Source organism: Burkholderia sp. Ac-20353 (assembly GCF_017104785.1).
GTDB lineage: Bacteria > Pseudomonadota > Gammaproteobacteria > Burkholderiales > Burkholderiaceae > Burkholderia.
Window position 1 is genome coordinate 11,672 of the sequence record NZ_JAAGPL010000021.1, and the last position, 17,095, is coordinate 28,766.

General features: G+C 68.1%; 11 protein-coding genes. 2 read left to right on the forward strand and 9 right to left on the reverse strand.

The window, feature by feature from the left end; genetic code table 11:
- Positions 1–109 precede the first annotated feature (109 nt).
- The 6 genes from G3N94_RS10075 to G3N94_RS10100 all read right to left on the reverse strand — a co-directional run bounded on the left by G3N94_RS10075 (position 110) and on the right by G3N94_RS10100 (position 10,421).
- Positions 110–2,896, reverse strand: coding sequence for a DEAD/DEAH box helicase (locus G3N94_RS10075; protein WP_205792237.1), 2,787 nt, complete (start codon positions 2,894–2,896; stop codon positions 110–112).
- Positions 2,893–4,932 carry a hypothetical protein gene (locus G3N94_RS10080; protein WP_205792238.1) on the reverse strand — a complete coding sequence of 680 codons (2,040 nt, stop codon included), beginning with the start codon at positions 4,930–4,932 and terminating at the stop codon, positions 2,893–2,895. The genes G3N94_RS10075 and G3N94_RS10080 overlap by 4 nt, the downstream gene beginning before the upstream one ends.
- Positions 4,929–6,239, reverse strand: coding sequence for a hypothetical protein (locus G3N94_RS10085; RefSeq protein ID WP_205792239.1), 1,311 nt, complete (start codon positions 6,237–6,239; stop codon positions 4,929–4,931). Before G3N94_RS10085 ends, G3N94_RS10080 begins: the two co-directional genes overlap by 4 nt.
- Positions 6,240–6,658: 419 nt before the next feature.
- The gene (gene hmpA, locus G3N94_RS10090; RefSeq protein ID WP_205792240.1) at positions 6,659–7,873 is read right to left on the reverse strand and encodes an NO-inducible flavohemoprotein; all 1,215 of its coding nucleotides are present in this window, start codon (positions 7,871–7,873) and stop codon (positions 6,659–6,661) included.
- Between the two features lie 237 nt (positions 7,874–8,110).
- Positions 8,111–9,355, reverse strand: a complete 1,245-nt coding sequence (locus G3N94_RS10095; RefSeq protein WP_205792241.1) for a polysaccharide pyruvyl transferase family protein — start codon at positions 9,353–9,355, stop codon at positions 8,111–8,113.
- A 130-nt stretch (positions 9,356–9,485) separates the two neighbouring features.
- A complete protein-coding gene (locus tag G3N94_RS10100) occupies positions 9,486–10,421 on the reverse strand; it encodes a GlxA family transcriptional regulator (RefSeq protein WP_205792287.1) in 936 nt (311 codons plus the stop codon).
- 87 nt (positions 10,422–10,508) lie between these two features.
- Here G3N94_RS10100 and G3N94_RS10105 point away from each other — a divergent pair, with 87 nt between their 5' ends.
- The gene (locus tag G3N94_RS10105) at positions 10,509–11,261 is read left to right on the forward strand and encodes a DJ-1/PfpI family protein (RefSeq protein WP_205792242.1); all 753 of its coding nucleotides are present in this window, start codon (positions 10,509–10,511) and stop codon (positions 11,259–11,261) included.
- Between the two features lie 120 nt (positions 11,262–11,381).
- Here the strand turns inward: G3N94_RS10105 and G3N94_RS10110 are convergent, their stop codons facing one another.
- From G3N94_RS10110 to senA, 3 genes are all read right to left on the reverse strand, one after another.
- Positions 11,382–13,151 carry a histidine kinase gene (locus tag G3N94_RS10110; RefSeq protein ID WP_205792243.1) on the reverse strand — a complete coding sequence of 590 codons (1,770 nt, stop codon included), beginning with the start codon at positions 13,149–13,151 and terminating at the stop codon, positions 11,382–11,384.
- An 84-nt stretch (positions 13,152–13,235) separates the two neighbouring features.
- Positions 13,236–14,681, reverse strand: coding sequence for an HD domain-containing phosphohydrolase (locus G3N94_RS10115; protein ID WP_205792244.1), 1,446 nt, complete (start codon positions 14,679–14,681; stop codon positions 13,236–13,238).
- A 147-nt stretch (positions 14,682–14,828) separates the two neighbouring features.
- A complete protein-coding gene (gene senA, locus G3N94_RS10120; RefSeq protein WP_205792245.1) occupies positions 14,829–16,025 on the reverse strand; it encodes a selenoneine synthase SenA in 1,197 nt (398 codons plus the stop codon).
- Here senA and senB point away from each other — a divergent pair.
- Positions 16,024–17,019, forward strand: coding sequence for a selenoneine biosynthesis selenosugar synthase SenB (gene senB / locus G3N94_RS10125; RefSeq protein ID WP_205792246.1), 996 nt, complete (start codon positions 16,024–16,026; stop codon positions 17,017–17,019). The genes senA and senB overlap by 2 nt on opposite strands.
- The last annotated feature ends 76 nt before the right edge of the window (positions 17,020–17,095 follow it).

A 17,095-nucleotide genomic window follows, 5' to 3' on the forward strand; every position in this document is an offset into this window, starting at 1 on the left:
GCTGCGTGCGCTCTTGACCCGTCGCCGCCCCGCCTGAGCGATTTTGCAACGAAAGATATCGCGGACTTCAGACATTTCGTGTCCGAAGCCCGCGATGCAATGGACTCGGTCAGCCGCGACGCTCCCGATCGTTGCCGCGCGCCGCAAACCGGTCGTCGTTCTCCGCCGCGCGCTGCGCGCCGGCGGGCGGCTCCGGATCGGGCTCCCCGCGCGGCGCGAAGTCCGGCGCAGCGCCGTTGATGTCGTCGATCAACGCGGCCTGTTCCGGATGCCGGGCCGCCAGATGCGCGGAAACGACGACACCGTGAAGCTGCGCACGCAGATCCTCCCAGCGCTCGCGCAGCACACGCCAGTTCAACTCGTCGTACGTGCCCTTGAACACCACCGGGCAGAACTCGATCCGCGGAACGTCGCTCGATTCCGCGCCGTGCATCGCGCGCTCGATCATCGATTCCCACAGGCTGCCGAGGCGATCGACGCGGCCGATCTGCTGCTCGACGACCGCGGGGTTCCATTCCGGATGCAGCAGCACCACGGTCCGGCACGCACGATGCAGGTTGAGCCCCTCGCGTCCGACCATCGACTGCGCGACCAGCACGCGCGGATATACATGGGCCCGGTTGAACGCGAGCTGCTGCATCCGGCGCGTCTCCGGTTTCGTATCGCCGTGCATCAAGCGCGCGAAGCCGCCTTCGGGACGGTTGAACTCCTCGCTCAGCCTAGCCTCGACCGTCTTCCACGCCGCATCGAAATCGACGCCGTCGAATTCCGCATCCCCCGCGGCATCCTGATCGGCATGCTCGACGTCGCGATCGCTGGTCGCCTCGATCAGCTCGACGAACGCGGCCGCATAGACCGACGGATCGCGCCGCTCGAGATCCCCGGCCCGCAGCGCGTGCATCGCGCGCGCGACGAGCGCACGCGGGTTCGCGTCGCCGCTGCCGGCCCGCCGCGCGTCGTCGGCGCGCTGGAATGCGTTGAACAGATGTCTGGCCCACGCATTCGACGCATCGTCGGCCAAACCCTGCTCGATCAGGCTCAGCAAGTCGTCGCGGTATTTCTCGCGCTCGGTTTCGAGCGCCCGGTATTGCTGTTCGAGCGCGCGATCGAGCGCGTCGCGTTCGAGTGCATCACGGCGGATCTTGCCGGCACGCTTCAGTTGACGACAGGCGGCCTGAACCGCCGGCCACTCGCGATCATGCAGCTTGCGCTGCGGCCACGACTTGTGTTCGTCGAGACAGCGCAGCATCTCGCGCGCGTTGAGCAGATCGACCAGCGCCCGCAACGGGCGCGTGAAGCGGCCGAACACGAGGACTTTCTCGCCGCGCGCCGTGACCGCTTCGATCGCGTCGACGGCTGCCACGATCGCCGGGTGGTCGTAGAGCGGCTCCTCGCCGTTGCCGAACGGACGCGTTGCCACATCGATCCACCACTGCGCGCGCTGGCGTGCCTTCTCGTCGGCTTCGGATACGGCGTCCGCCGACGCAGGCTCGTCGGCGGACGCGCGGTCGTGCTCCTCCTGCTTGCGGTCGGCATCGGCATCGCGCGTCGCGCGGTCCATCAGCGTCGCGATGCCATGGCCATTCCCCATCGTCAGGCGCAGGCGTGTCGCGACACGCGCCAGCTTGGCGTCCTCCGCCTGCCTGCCGACGAACGAAAGCGCTTCGGCCGCGCAGACCGCCTGCTTCCACCGATCGTCGAGCCGTGCGGTATCGACCAGGATCTCGCGTTCGCGCCGATACGCATGGCCCGGCTCGTTCGCGATACGCGCGAACGCCTGCACGTAGCGGTCGTTGCGCTTGTCGCGCCGCAACACCCATCGCGCGAGTGCGTGCCGGAACGCTGACGCCGCGTCCTTGTACGCGCCGCGTGCATCGTCGTTGCCGATGCATTGGCGCACCCGCCGGACCGCGTCCGAGTAACGCTCGATCACGTCGCCGACGCTGTCGGCATCGGCACCGATCCGCCGCAGCGTCTGCTTCCATTGCCCGGAATCGAGCTCCACGGGCGTCGCCGTCAGCGCGATGCGCCGCGCGGACGGCGATGCGAGCACCACGTTGTCGAGCAGCTTCGACAAGCCGCTGTCGTCGCCGCGACTCTTGTGGGCTTCGTCGATGATGACCAGGTCGAAGCCGCCGAGGCCCACGCCGACCGCGCGTTCGAGCGCCGGGCGCAGCGTGCCGCCGCTACGATATGCGTCGGCGGCGTTCAGTCGCATGCGGCGCCCGTCAGCCGGCATCATCGCGTCGCACAGCCCGGCCAGCCGCTGCGCCATCGGTCCGTCCGGCTCGTTCGACGCCGCCTCGACGATGTCGGCCACCGCGCGGCGCAGGTATTCCGGCGGCCGGTCACCTTGCCGCGACGGCTGGCTGCCGCGCGGCCGGTCGCGCCATCGTGCACACAGCGCCGGCAACAGCCGCCAGCGCCACGCGTGGCGATTTTCCCCAAGCGACCAATTTGCAAACGCATGCGAGATCAGCACCGCGCGCTCGCCGAACCATGGCTGGCGCGCGGCGGGATCGTCGCTCTGCCACGCACACAGGTATTGCCACAGGCTGCGCAGCAGCATCGGCGCCTGCACCTTCCCGTCGCGCAGCTCCGCGCGCCATTGATACCCGAGGCCGGGCGGCACGAGAATCGCGACACGCCCGCCGCACTCGATCACGGCCCGCGCGACGGCAACCGCAATCCGCGTCTTGCCCATGCCGACTTCGTCGGCAACAATCAGGCCGTTCGCGGGTAGCCGGCGGGCAATCGCTTGCAGGCTCGCGCATTGCCCGTCGTTCAGTCGCCAGCCGTTGGCCTGCACGGGCTCGTCGGACGCTGCGCGCGCAGTTTCCGCGACGCGCATCAGGCGCGCGCTGACCGCGTCCCACCCGAGGAATACTTCACTCATCTGATGCTCCTCAATGCCGGCAGCGCGCCGACCGCCCACGCCTGCTCGATCGTCCTGAGCGCGGCTTCATAGCGCACACCCGCCGCGTTGCCGCCGGTCTCCGCGAAACCCGGACGGAACGGCGCGGCGCGAAGCGGCGACAACGGATTCAGCTCGAGCTCGGCAAAGGCCGTCACGCCCGCGCTGCCGGCGGCACGGACGAGCGTCTGCTCGAGCCGGCTGCACCACGCGTGCCAGTCAGCCTCGTCGATCACCGTCTGCCGCTGCGCGATGTTCTCGATCAACTCCATCATCTGGCGGATCGGATAGGTCCGCCCGTCCGCCGACGGCACCGCATCCGCGCCGGACAGCATCGGATCGAAACCTTCGCCGAAGCGATCCGGCGCATCGTCGTCCGGCGCCATCGGGAAACTCGCGAGCTGCCACCAGAGATCCTCGACATCCAGTGAAGTCAGCGGCGTCGCCGCGACGCGCCCGTACTCGTCGAGCACCGGCACGGTGGTGCTCACAGTGGTGCTGCCAGCGCTGCCGGCACCGTCCGCATCGCCCCAGCGAACCTCGACCTGCCGCGGGCGCTCGCCCGGCCACGCGAAGCCGTGCGCCAGCCTGGCGCACGGCGCGCCGGCCGGATCGAGCACGGCGACATGTAACAGCTCGTCCATCGTTTCGGACGGCCTCAAGCTGGCCGGCTCCACCGTGTCCGCGTCGCACCAGGTCAACCACGCAATCGGCGCCGCGACGCATTCATCCGGACGCTCCGGCATGTCGCCGCCGGGCGTGAGTGCGTGATCGGTGTCGACGGTTTCGCCCCGATGCACCGGCAGCACGTTGCCGACAACCTGCTCAGGCGGCACGCCGCGCCGCGCTTCCCATTGCAGAGACTCGGCGGCAAATACGACGCCGGCCTCGAGGTTCCCGCCACGCGTATTCGCCGACGACAGGAAACCCGGCTTCGTCAGATTGCCCGATCCCAGATACAGCCATGCGCTCGTGCACGCGTTGGAGCCCCGCTCGTTCGCGGCAAACAGGAACTTCGCGTGCAGCGTGCGCTGGCCGCCCGCCGCCGCGCCGAACACCGCTTCCGGTGCGTGCGCGCGCCGGACCGTCACCCCGTGCTCCGCCAGCGCGGTGACCGATTGCGCGACCGCCTGGCACGCATCCGGATTGACGAACACGTCGATCTGGCAGTTTTGCGTGATCCTTCCGGCGCGCTTCAGCTCGCCGATGATCTTCAGCAGCGCGGGCGGCGCGCCGCCTGCGTCGGCCGACATCGACTCGAAGAATCCGGAACCCATCGCGAGCCGATTGCAGGCCGCGCCGCCCGTCGCGCGTTCCGCGAGCGCAGGAAGTTGCGTCAGCAACGGCTTGTCCCAGTTGTCGACGAAGCGGGCGCGCGCGCGGCCGGCGGCCTGCTCGCACAGCGCGATCCAGTGGCGCAGCTGCCCGTCCGCATGCGCCGATTCGCCCGGCAATGCATCGCCGATTGCCGTGAAAATGCGCGTATCGAAGTGCGGCGCGAGCCGCTCGATCATCCGCCATGCGGCACGCACATCGGCGCACGCCATCTTCACATCGTCGTCGCCGTGATCCAGCGCGTCGCTGACAACGTCGATACTCCACGCGAGGTCGAGGCTCTCCTCGAGCGTCTGGCGCGTCCAGTTCCCGGTGGAGACGATCACACGCAGCCGCCAGCGCGACGCGTCCGTCTGGTGGCGAAAGCCCAGCACCGCGACCTTCGCGTGCAGCAGCCGGAACGGGCGCGGCGCCCGCTGCAGCAACGGCAGATGCATCAGCCCCGGCACGTCGACCGTCGTGATCAGCGGGTTACCGGGATCGAGCATCATCGCGAGCGCGATGCGCCCGCCCGCCGCGCGCCGCGCGTGGGTCTGGCCCGTGAAGCGCTCCGCCGCGTCGTCGAGAAAGGCCGCATCGGCCGAATAACCGCATAGCCAGCCGAAGTGACCGAGATAGGTATCCGGCGCGTCGAAGAGTTGCGCCAGCGACGGCCGCTTCACGGCCCGTGCATTCCTGCTCATTCGTCCGCCTCCGGATTTCGGGATTCGAGCCAGTGACCGAGCTCGCCGTGCAGGTCGGCATTCAGCAGAAACAGGTTCTGGATGCGATACGAGATCCCCGCAGGCCAGACGATCCCCGCGCGCACCGTCGGCGCCGCTTCGTCGGGATCGGCCGGATCCGGCGTGCCGGTCGCGCCTTCGCGGAATGCCGGCCCCGGAACGACCTGCCGGTGCTTGACGCGCAATACCCGCTCGTCCCGCAGCACCAGCGTCTCGACACGCTTCGTGTCGTCGGGATCGATGCATTCGCGGCAAAACTGATTCGCGCCGATGTCGCCGTGCCCTTCGTCGAGGAATGCCTGCGCAGCCAGTTTCAGCGCGTCGAGCCGCGCCGCGACGGTATCGGGAATGCGGTCGCCGCCGAGCTCGAAGCACGGGCGGCTCCCGTTGGCAGCGATCGCGCTTTCCAGCGCATCGAGCACAGCCAGCGCTTCGTCCCGCGCGCGGAAGAACCGCGCGCCCGCACGCAGATCGTTCCAGTGCGCGTCATCGATCGCGACGGGTCGCTGGTCCCAGCCGAGCACGCGTTCCTCGTCCCCGGCTTCGCGTACCGCGTTCACCCACGCGAGCGCGGCCCTGCGCCGCGCCTGCCGTGAATCCGCGTCGCCGCCCATGCGCAGTTGCTGCGCGACCAGCGCCAGCGCGTCCGGCATCATCGGCTCAAGCGGCGACAGCGCGACGGCGAGCTTGCTGTTATCCGTCAGGCGCTCGCCACGGCTCATCCACTGCACCAGATAATCGAGCACGCCCTGCGAGTAGTAGCACGGCTCATAGCCGCTGGCCTGCGCGTCGATCAGCGCGTCGCCCGTCTGCGTGCAGCGGAACGCATTGAAGCGGCTTGCGCCCGCGTCGACGAGGCCGAGCGACGGCAATGCCTGGACGATCGACATGCGCATCGGCTGGCTGACATAGAACCCGGGCTTGCGCACCCGCGCGAAGGTCAGATCCTGCTGGCCGTTCAGCTTGCGGAATCCGCGCAAGCGCGCATCCGGCGCGTGCCCGTTGCGTCGGAAACCGGACCAGCACGCAATCGCCTCGATCGCGTTGCCAGCCTCGATATTGGTCACCTGCACCCGGCCCGTGCGCGCGTGCTCGGCCGCGCGCACGCCGAGCGTGGCCAGGAAAAGCTGCTTCGCGAACCACAGGCCGCCAAGCCCCGGCACCGCCAGTTCATTGAATGCACGCACGGATGCGCCGAGGTTCAGCGTCCGCGTCCGGCGTTCGGCCGGCAATATTTCAGGGCCCAGCAGCCCCCACGACATCTGCATGTGTGACACCGTCAAGATGGTTGATTCAACGGCAACGCGCGCACGTGGCGCGTTCGACCGGATAACGGCGCACCGCGCGATTTCTTTAACTGCATGGTTCGGAAGATGCGATTCCTGCCGGGACGGACATGTCGATCACGGTTGTCCGGTTCCGCACGCGAGTCGCGCGCACGGCATCGCCGGCGATCGCGTGTCGCCACTTTATTCGTGCATCGGGACAAATCGTGTCTTGAGCGGCGGCGCCGGGTTCATGTCGGAGTGCGCTCGCGCAAACGTGTGCGGCCGTGATTGCGCGTTCGTCGCGCGCCTGGAGGTTGCGTTCAATGCGTCGAGCGATACGCTGCTCGATCGGCGCGGGCACCACGCGACATGCGCGCTCGCGGGTACGGCCCGCCGCGCGCACGCGCAACGGCATTCGATCACTCGTCGAACAGGTCCGGCCCGAACACCTCGTAGTGAATCCGCGCCTCATGCACGCCGAGGTTCTTCAGCGCGTCGTGCTGGATCCGCATGAACGGTATCGGCCCGCAAACGTAGTAGTCCGCGTCGCGCAGCAACACCTCGCTGGCGATCCTGTGCAGATCGACGAAGCCCGCGTAATCGTAGTCCTTGCCCTCGACGTCGCTATCCAGCGGCGCGTCGTAGAAGATCATCGCGCGGAAGTTCGCCTGCGTGGCCGCCGTCTGGCGCAACCGGTCGCGCATCGCATGCACCGCGCTGTTGCGCGCGCCGTGAACGAACACGACCTGCCGCCGCGGGTCCTGAATCGCCCGCTTCAGCATGCTGATCATCGGCGTGAGCCCCACGCCGCCGCTGATCAGCACGATCGGCGTCGTCGCGTCGACGTCGATGTGAAACGTGCCGTAAGGCGCGGCCAGCTTCACCTCGTCGCCGACGTCGACATGATGGTGCAGCAACGATGAAACATATCCGGGCGGCCGCACCGCGTCGCCGTCTTCACGCTTCACGGAAATCCGGTAGCTGCGGCCGTTCGGCATGTCGGACAGGCTGTATTGCCGGATCTGCTGCAGGTTGAGCGCCGGCACGTTGACGGCGATGCTCACGTACTGCCCCGGTTCGAAGTTCGCGACAGGTCCGCCATCCGACGGTTCGAGAATGAACGACGTGATGACGCTGCTCTCGACACGCTTTTCCTTGACGACGAAGGTCCGCCACCCGGACCACCCGCCGAGCTGCTCCGACTTGCTCTCCCGCAGTTCGCTCTCCATGCCCATCAGCACGTCGGCGAGGTTGCCGTATGCCTGCGCCCACGCGGAAATGATTTCGTCGGTGGCCGCGTCGCCGAGCACGTCCTTGATCGCACCGAGCAGGTGCTCGCCGACGATCGGATAGTGGATCGGGCGCACGTCGAGGCTCGCATGCTTGTTCGCGATGTTGCGCAACACGGCCGCGAGGCTGCCCGGATCTTCGATGTTCTCCGCATACGCATAGACTGCGCGCGCCAGCGCCTGCTGCTGCTGGCCCTGTTCCTGGTGGGCCATGTTGAACACGTTCTTCAGCTCGGGATGCGCATCGAACAGCCGCGTGTAAAACCGCTGGATGATCGGGTAGCCATGTTCGGCCAGGACGGGCGCGGTGGCCTTGACGATGTCTTTCGTCCGCTGGGTAAGCATGCTGCACCTCCATGATCCGATGATTCGGTAACGGCAGACGCGCCCTCATGTGAACCGCGCCGCGTCGCAAGACAAGCGCCCGTTCAGTCGGACGAGAATGGGCGGCATCCGCAGCCGGAAACGCGCCGGGCAGGAGCGGCCGCCCGGACAGCCCGATCTGAACTATAGGTCGTGATTCCGGGCGTCGCCGATGCCGAAATCGATACCGATGCCGCCTTCGCCCCGCCGCATCGCGGATCAACCGGCATCTGCATCCCGCAAGCACGAATCGCGCATCGGCGCGAATCCTTTACGGTACAGGTCGGCCAGCTCCGTCGCCTTGTCCTCCAGCATCGCCGGATCGGCCCGCAGCGCATCGCCGATCGCGTCGGTGAGCTCGTCCACGCTGACGACGGCCGGGATGCCGGCCGCTTCCCATGTCGCCGCGAATGCAGTCAGCTTCGTCGTCCGCGTATCGTCGGACGGATGGCGAATGTTGATGCGCGGACGCGCGAACGCCATCGCGACGATCCTGCCGTGCAGGCTGCTGCCACAATACACGCGGCTCTGCGCGATCAGCGCGCAGATGTCCCACAGATTCAGCGATTCAAAGACCCTGACCGATGCGTGCCGCATCCGGCCGGCGATGCGCCGATAGCACGCGAGATCGTCATGCCACGGCGCCGCGCCCGCACGGAACAATGCGACGCCGAGCCGATGCGACGCAGCCGTCCGGTCGAGCTCGCGTGCGATGACGTCGAGCGTTGCGTCGTCGCCGAAATCCGCACTGAACTGCACGGCCGCATAGCCGTCGGGAAAGGCCTGCAGCACGTCCCGCACCGCGCGCTCGCCCGCATGGCGGCGAATCCGCGCGCCGAACAGCGCGCGGGTCATGACGGCCGGATCGGGCACGAGCCGCGCCTGAATGCCCGCCGCGCTCAACTGCGCGTGCGTGTACCGGTCGCGCACGCTGACGTCGTCAGCCGCCGCGACGGCGGCCAGCACTTCAGCACGCAACGCAGCGTCGCAGGCGTCGAGCGCGACGCCGCCAACCGCGTTGAAGGCAACGCGGCGCATCGGCACGTCGGGATACGCGTGCCGCGACAGCACGTATGGCGCCAGCGATGCGGCGCCGAACCGTGCATGCGCAAAAGCGGGCCGGTTCCGCTCCCACGCGCCGGCCTGCGCGAGGTTGATCGGGAATTCGTCCGGACGCGACAGCATGACGGCTGCTTCCCACGCATTGCAGGTCAGCAGTTCACCGCCGACGTGGACGACGTTCAGCGCGCGACCGCGCGAGGCCGCCGCGATCCGGCCGAATGCGTCGACGCGATGGCCGCCGTCGCAACGCAGATCGCGCGCGGCCAGGCCCGCGAAACGCAGGTCGCGGCAGTCGAGCATCCGCGCGACGACGTGCGGGAACAGCAGGTCGCCGAAATTGTGTCGATCGAACGCGCCGAACAGGACCGTCGGCGTGTTGCGCGAAGCGTGACCGGGTTTCACGACGGATTTCGCCCAAGGAGTTCGCCTGATTCTGGATCATCCCTGAGACGCAAGCATCGCTCAACATCCGGACGAGCAATCATGCAATCCTCGGCCGACAGTGACCCGACCCGGACGGTGGATTCACGCGCTACCGCATCCGCAGCGCAGAGGGCGGCATGCCCAGCAAGCGTTGAAAGCTGCGGCGCATGGTCTCCATATCGCCGAAACCGCACTCGGTCGCCACGCGCTGAAGCGAAGTCGCGCCGCTTTCGAGCGCCGCGCGCGCGGCCTCCACCCGCAGTTTTTCCACCGCTTTCGCCGGCGTGAGACCGGTCTCGGCCTGGAACGCCCGTGCGAAATGACGGGGGCTCATGCACGCATGCTCGGCCAGCTCGCCCACACGATGGCGCGCGCCGAGATTGCGGCGCACGTAATCGAGCAATGGCTTGAAGCGACCTTGCGCGCTATCCATTTCAATCAATGCGGAGAACTGCGACTGGCCGCCGGGGCGCCGGTAGTAAACGACGAGCCGCCGCGCCACCATGCGTGCGATGTGCTCGCCGCGATCCTCGGCAATCAGCGCGAGCGCCAGATCGATGCCCGCCGAAATTCCGGCGCTCGTCCAGAAGCGACCATCGTTTACGTAAATATGGTCGAGCTCCAGCCGGACATCGGGGAACGACTGCGCGAACTGCTCGCCGCATCCCCAGTGCGTGGTCGCGCGGCGGCCGTCCAATACGCCCGCCGCCGCAAGCAGCATGCTTCCCGAGCACACGCTCGCGACGCGCAAGCCCCGTGCGGCGCAGCGTTGCACGAAACGAATCGTGCGCGGGTCGTGCATCGCGGCATCCACGCCATCGCCGCCGGCGACCAGCAGCGTATCGAACGTGTTCGTCCTCGGCAGCGCTTCGGCGGCCCAACTCACGCCCGACGAACTGCGCACCACCCCCGGCTGCGCGGCAACGATCCTCAACGCATAGTGCGCGTCGCGCTGGTAGTCGGCCATCTCGAATGCGGCCACCGGCCCCGCCGCATCGAGCAGCTGGAAATCGGGAAACACGAGGACGGCGACGCGATGGACCATGGCAGAAAAGGTGGGCGACATGACATTGCAGCCGCGACGATAGAGCGCGATGCTGTCGTGCGTCAACCCATGCGAGGATCCGGATTCATGACCACTCAAGCGTTCGTTGTCGTTTTTGCGCTGTTCGATCGCGTCACGCAGCTCGATTTCACCGGCCCCGACGAAGTGTTCTGCCGTCTGCCCGGCGCACAGTGCAGGATGGCGTCCGTTCACGGCGGATCGATCCGTGCGGACAGCGGCCTCACGATCGCCAACGTCGAGCGGCTCGCCGACATCGAACGCGCCGATCTCATCTCCGTGCCCGGCGGCTTCGGCGTGATCGACGCACTCGGCGATGCCGCGTTTCTGCGCGAAGTGCGCCGCCTCGCCAGCGGCGCGCGCTACGTGACCTCCGTGTGCAGCGGGTCGCTCGTGCTCGGCGCCGCGGGCTTGCTGCATCGCAGACGTGCCGCATGTCATTGGGCGTGGCGCGACCTGCTGCCGCCGTTCGGCGCGATCGTCGACGACGGCCGCGTCGTGCGCGACGGCAACGTGATCACGGGTGGCGGCGTCACGGCCGGCATCGACATGGCGCTCACGGTGATGGCCGAGATCGCGGGGCCCGATTATGCGCAAGCGGTCCAGCTCGGGATCGAATACGCGCCGGCGCCGCCGTTCGACTGCGGGCGCCCCGAGCGCGCGGCGCCGCACATACTCGAAGCCGTGACGATGCGCTTCGACCGTCTGCGCCCGGACCGTCACGCGGCGGTGGAGCGTGCGGCGCGCGATCTCCGGGACGCGCGGCATGCGCCGTCGACCGGGCACGCTCGCGCGGACGCGCACGACGGCAACGTGGACTGAGCGCCGCCGGCGTGGACGACGTTCAGCGCGCGATCGCGCGAAGCGGCCACGATCCGCGCGAATGCATCGACGCGATGGCCTCCGTCGCAGCGCAGATCGCGCGCGGCCAGACCGGCAAAGTCATGCGTTCTGCTGCAACGAAGCGGCAACCATCTCCGCGCGCTGGTGCCGCACCGGCAGCCGGATCGTGAAGGTGGTGCCGCGCCCGGGCTCGCTCGCGACGTCGATCACGCCGCGATGACGCTCGACGATCCCGTGCGACACCGACAGCCCGAGGCCCGTGCCCTGCCCGACCGGTTTGGTCGTGAAGAACGGATCGAAAATCCGTCGCACGATATCGGGCGACATGCCGCGGCCCGTATCGCTGAACGCGATCGACACGGTATCGCCGTCATGCGACGTGCGGATCGTGATGATGCCGCGCTCGGGAATCGCCTGCGCGGCATTGACGAGCAGGTTCATGAACACCTGGTTCAACTGGGACGGCAGGCATTCGACGGACGGAACGTCGCCGTATGCACGCACGATGTCGGCCTTGTACTTGAGTTCGTTGTGGACGACGTTCAGCGTACTCTCGAGGCCCGCGTGGAGGTCAACGATGCTCCATTCGTCGCTGCCCGGGCGCGAGAAATCGCGCAGGTCCTGCACGATGCCTCGCACCCGCATCGTGCCGTCGATCGATTCGTCGATCAGCGTCGCGATCTCGCCACGGATGTAGTCGAGATCCGCGTCCTTTCTCGCGGCGGCCAGCGTGCCGCGCGCGTCGGCGTCCAGTTGCGCGATGACGGCTTCATGCGCGGCCACCACGTCGAGCAGGTTTCGGACCCAGGTCTTCAGCATGTTGAGGTTTGCACTGACGAAGCCGATCGGATTGTTGATCTCGTGCGCGACACCGGCCGCGAGCTGTCCGATCGACGCGAGTTTCTCCGACTGCAGCAACTGGACGTGGGTTGCCTCGAGTTCATGCAGCAGCCGGCGCTGTTCGTCCTTCTCCCGCTCGAGGCGCGCCTGCGCCGCCTTGCGCTCCTCGATCTCGCGCTCCATGTTCTCGCGGGTCCGCTGCAGCGTCTGCGTGGTCCGCTCGTAACGGCGCAGCGCCCGCTCGAGTTCGCTGGTGCGCACCTGCACGAGTTCCTCGAGCGTGTCGGCCATGCCGCGCAGGAACGCCGTGCTCGCGTCGAAGCGCGAAATCATCAGCGTGACGACCAGCGTCGCCAGCGTGAACAGCGCGACCGTCGTCGCAAGCCATGGCGAGTCGATGCCGTTCGCCGCGCCGCAGCGCGCGTCCGGCGCGAAATGCGCGGCCGCCATCCCCGTGTAATGCATGCCGGTGATCGCGATCCCCATGATCGTGGCCGCGCCGATGCGTCGCGCGCTCGCGGCGCGTGCCGCCTGCGTGCGCAGCGTCTGCGCGATCCACAACGCGGCGGTCGACGCGACGATCGCGACGCCGATCGATGCGGCAAACAGCGCGGCGTCGTAGCGGATCGCCGGCTGCATCCGCATCGCGGCCATGCCCGTGTAATGCATGCCGGCAATCCCGCCGCCCATCAGGATGCCGCCGACGACGAGACGCGCCCGCGTCAGCTTCGCGCGCGTCACGACCTGCAGCGCGAAATACGACACCAGCACGGCGATCGCGAGCGACGCGCCGGTTTCGGTCAGGTCGTAGCCGAGTGGAATCGGCAACGAGTACGCGAGCATCCCGACGAAATGCATCGACCAGATGCCGGTGCCCATCGCGGCCGCGCCGCCGCTCAGCCACGCCAGCCTGATCCTCCGCTTGTCGAGCAGCGAGATGAACGCGGCCAGGTCGAGGGCCGTATACGAAGCCAGCGTCGCGATGACGAGCGACAGCAGGACGAGCGAAAGGTTGTACGTGCCGTGCATGGTCGGGCGCTCCGGAGAGTCGGGATCGCGTTGCCGTGCCGCGCGATCGGTCGCGAAGCACGGCGGCCGTGCCGCAGCCGACCGTCAGCCCGGCGGTTCGCCGGCCGCCGGTGCTTGCGCTTGCGCTTGCGCTTGCGCTGATGCCGCTGCAGACGCGGGCTTGCCTGCAGCGGCCAGCACCAGAATGTCGAACGGCGTCCCTTCCCGTGCTTCGAAACGGCGGACGAGGTCGATCTGGTGCGACGTCATCACACTCCCCTTCGTGATCAGCAGCACGCCGCGATGCGTCCGCAGATCGTCCGCGAGCTGCATCCCTTCGCACAGCTGCTCGGACTTCACTTCCGCCACGGACGGCGCGATGCCCAATTCCGCCGGACGCTTCATCAGCCCGACGAAGCACTCGACGATCTGCGGGTCGTAGCGCACGCCGGCCTGCGACCTGAGCACATCGATCGCCTGCTCGGCGGACTGCGGCGCGCCGATCTCGCCGTGGCGCAATCCTTCGAAATCGCGCGCGACCGCGATGATCCGCGAGCCGAGCGGAATGTCGGTGCCCGCGAGCCCGTCCGGCGTGCCGCGGCCGTTGAACCGCTCGTACTGGTGCAGCACGATCGACGCAACGTGATGGAGCTGCGCGACAGGCGTCAGCACCATCTGCGCGCGCAGCGGATGCTGCTGGTACAAGCGCTGCTCATCCGTCGTCATCCGGACGAGCGGCTTGTGCAGCAGTTCGTCCGGCAGCGACAGCTTGCCGATGCCATGCAACAGCCCCGCGAAATAGACGTCCTTCGCATGGTGGCTGCTCATCCCGCACGCGAGCGCGAGATGCCGCGCGATCTCGCCGATCCGCATCGACTGCCCGCCGACCACGCCACAGCGCAGTTCGACCATGCTCGCGCAAACCTGGACCATCGCGGTGAAATTGCTTTTCATGTCGCGCTGCGCGGCCTCGAGGAACATTACCGTCTGGCCGAGTTCCTCGGTCCGGGCCCGCACCTGGCTTTCGAGCTCCGCGTTGAAGCGGCGCAGCGCTTCGTTCTGCGTCTGCGTCAACGCCGCGAGCCTCTCGGCTTCGCTGCGCAGCCGCCGCTGCTCCAGCGCCTGTTCGATCGTCAGCAGCAGGTCGTGGTCGTCCCACGGCTTGTTCAGGTAGCGATAGATGCCGCCCTCGTTGACGGCGCGCGCCACCGCTTCGATCTCCGAGTAGCCGGTCAGCAGGATGCGCATCGTGTCCGGATACATCGCGCGCGCGCGGGCGAGAAACTCCACGCCACTCATGTGCGGCATGCGCATGTCCGACACGATCAGATCGACGTCGCCCGACGCCAGGATGTCGAGCGCCGCCTCGCCGCTGTCGGCGGTGCGGACGTCGTAACGGGACTGCCTGAGCAGGCGCCTGAGCGCCGACAGCACGCCCGGTTCGTCGTCGACGAGCAGGATCACGGCGGCAGGTGGGTCGCCGGCCGGCTGCATCGCATCGACTGTTTCATCCTGCGTGGAACTGATGCCGCTTGTTGCAGGCGTCGTCATGATGGCCCTCGTGTTGGTTTTCTTCATGCCACCTCTGCAACATCGGCGTTGCATGGTGAATTCTGAATCCGGGAAAACACGAATAAGGCCGCCGCGACACCGGCCTTTTTCCCCAACGCGGCGGGGCAACGCACGCGACTGCAGCCGTCACGCGCAGCAGCGGAATCCGACGAACAGGTCGTTGCGGTGCGGCAGGTAGAAATTCCGGTAGCGCGGATGCTGCATGCGGTCGCGCGTGACGAACGATCCGCCCCGCACCGAGCGATGCGTATGGAACCACGGCGCGGAATACTCCTGATACGGATCGGCCGAGAAGCCCGCGAAAGGCTCGAACGGATCGGCCGTCCACTCCCATACCGATCCGCCCCAGTCGATCAGGTCATGCGTGGCCGCGTATTCCCATTCCGCCTCCGTCGGCAAGCGCTTGCCGGCCCAGCGGCAATAGGCTTGCGCCTCGTACGCGTTCACGTGGCACACGGGCCGGTCGAGCGGTAACGGCACCCATTCGCCGAACCAGCGCCATTCCCATTGCCACGGCGCGCCGCTGGCAATGCGCCAGCGCGCCGGATGAGCGAGCCCGCTCTGCTGCAGCCAAGCAAGGCCGGCGTCGGACCACCAGCGCCCGTCGCGGTAGCCGCCGTCCGCGACGAATTCGGCGAACGCGGCATGGCTGACGCACGCGGTGTCGATCCGGAACGGCGCGAGCCGGACCGGATGCGCCCACTTCTCGTTGTCGAACACGAATCCGCTGCCGGCCGGCGAACCCATCAGGAAGGTGTCGCCCCCCGCCCCGACCGATCCGGCTTCCGGCCGGACCGCGGGCATCGCAACCGGCGCATGCAGCGCGTAGTCGAGCGTCTGGCGCATGTAGGTCAGCGCCTCTGCGTGCATGTCTTCGTGGAACAGCGCGAGCCGGAAGAAATACAGCGCGTCGTCGGTATCGTCAGCGTCGTCGAGCCTGGCGAGCACGCGCTCGAGCACGACGCCAACGTACGCGCGCACCGCGTCGAGCGGCGGCATCGGCAGATGCCAGCGCGACTGATGCGCGACGCGCATCGAGTCGAACAGCGAATCGGCGTCCGCCAGGATCGAAGGCAGCGTGGCGACCAGGCGGCCGCTCGCGTCGGGACGCGGTTCCCGCAGCACCCAGTGCTCGGTGAACCATGCGACGTGCGCGTACTCCCACAACGGCGGATTGATCCCCGGATCGTAGCGGACCTGCCACCCGGACGGCGACAGATCCTCGATGATGGCCCAGGTGCGCTTGTGCGATGCGGAAAACGCCGCACGGAGCCCAAACTTGCTTATGCTTCTGGCTGCAACCCCTTCAGACCCGATCGACATGCGTCCTCCCAAGGCCAACGTCGCGATTATCAGCCCGGCACTGCGCAAAGCCAACAACGGCAACTGGCAGACCGCCCATCGCTGGTCCGGCTTTCTGCAGAAGGATTACACCGTCACGGTGGCCGCCGAATGGACGCCGGAAAGCCACGACGGCGCGCCGCCGGCGTGCCTGATCGCGCTGCACGCGCGGCGCTCCGCCGAATCCATCGCCCGCTTCGCCGCTGCGTGCCCGGGACGCCCATTGATCGTCGTGCTGACCGGCACCGACCTGTACCGCGACATCCGCAGCGATGCGTCCGCCCGACGCTCCCTCGATCTCGCGACCGGCCTCGTCGTGCTGCAGGACGAAGGGCCTGACGAGCTGCCGGCCGCGCATCGCGCCAAGTGCCGGGTGATCTATCAGTCGGCCCCGGCATGCCATGCGGCAGCGGCACCGGGGGACGCGTTCGATGTCGTGCTGGTCGGCCATATGCGCGCGGAGAAGGATCCGCTGACGCCAATGCGGGCGCTGTCGCTGCTTCCCGACGATTCACGCGTGCGCCTGACGCATATCGGCAGCGCCCTCGACGACACGTATCTGCAAGCGGCCCGCGCACTGCAGGCGCAGGCCTGGCCGGCGGGGCAGCGCTACGTCTGGCTGCAGAACCTGCCGCACGCCGACACGCGGCGGCGCATCGCGCAGGCTCAGGCGATGGTCATTTCCAGCGTGATGGAAGGGGGCGCCAACGTGATCATCGAGGCCGTCACGAGCGGCGTGCCGGTGCTGGCCAGTCACATCCCCGGCAACGTCGGCATGCTGGGCCGCGATTACGGCGGGTATTTCCCGGCAGGTGACGCCGCGCAGCTCGCGCTGCTGCTCGAGCGCGCGAGCCGCGACGCCGGTTTTCTCGCGCAGTTGCGGCAGCAGTGCGCGCGCCGCGCGCCACTGTTCGCGCCCGCGACGGAACGCGCGGCCGTGATCGCACTGGTTGCCGACGCACTGCGGCCGGCCTGATCGCGGGTCTTTGCGGTGGACGGCCATCACCGAACTCGTACCCGGCCGCTTTGTCCAACGAACATCGCCGGAGACT

Bases quoted from the DNA above. Each gene is read 5' to 3' on its own strand.
- G3N94_RS10075 (WP_205792237.1), bottom strand. From the start codon at position 2,896: ATGAGTGAAGTATTCCTCGGGTGGGACGCGGTCAGCGCGCGCCTGATG.
- G3N94_RS10080 (WP_205792238.1), bottom strand. From the start codon at position 4,932: ATGAGCAGGAATGCACGGGCCGTGAAGCGGCCGTCGCTGGCGCAACTC.
- G3N94_RS10085 (WP_205792239.1), bottom strand. From the start codon at position 6,239: ATGCAGATGTCGTGGGGGCTGCTGGGCCCTGAAATATTGCCGGCCGAA.
- hmpA (WP_205792240.1), bottom strand. From the start codon at position 7,873: ATGCTTACCCAGCGGACGAAAGACATCGTCAAGGCCACCGCGCCCGTC.
- G3N94_RS10100 (WP_205792287.1), bottom strand. From the start codon at position 10,421: ATGGTCCATCGCGTCGCCGTCCTCGTGTTTCCCGATTTCCAGCTGCTC.
- G3N94_RS10105 (WP_205792242.1), top strand. From the start codon at position 10,509: ATGACCACTCAAGCGTTCGTTGTCGTTTTTGCGCTGTTCGATCGCGTC.
- G3N94_RS10110 (WP_205792243.1), bottom strand. From the start codon at position 13,151: ATGCACGGCACGTACAACCTTTCGCTCGTCCTGCTGTCGCTCGTCATC.
- G3N94_RS10115 (WP_205792244.1), bottom strand. From the start codon at position 14,681: ATGACGACGCCTGCAACAAGCGGCATCAGTTCCACGCAGGATGAAACA.
- senB (WP_205792246.1), top strand. From the start codon at position 16,024: ATGCGTCCTCCCAAGGCCAACGTCGCGATTATCAGCCCGGCACTGCGC.
- senA (WP_205792245.1), bottom strand. From the start codon at position 16,025: ATGTCGATCGGGTCTGAAGGGGTTGCAGCCAGAAGCATAAGCAAGTTT.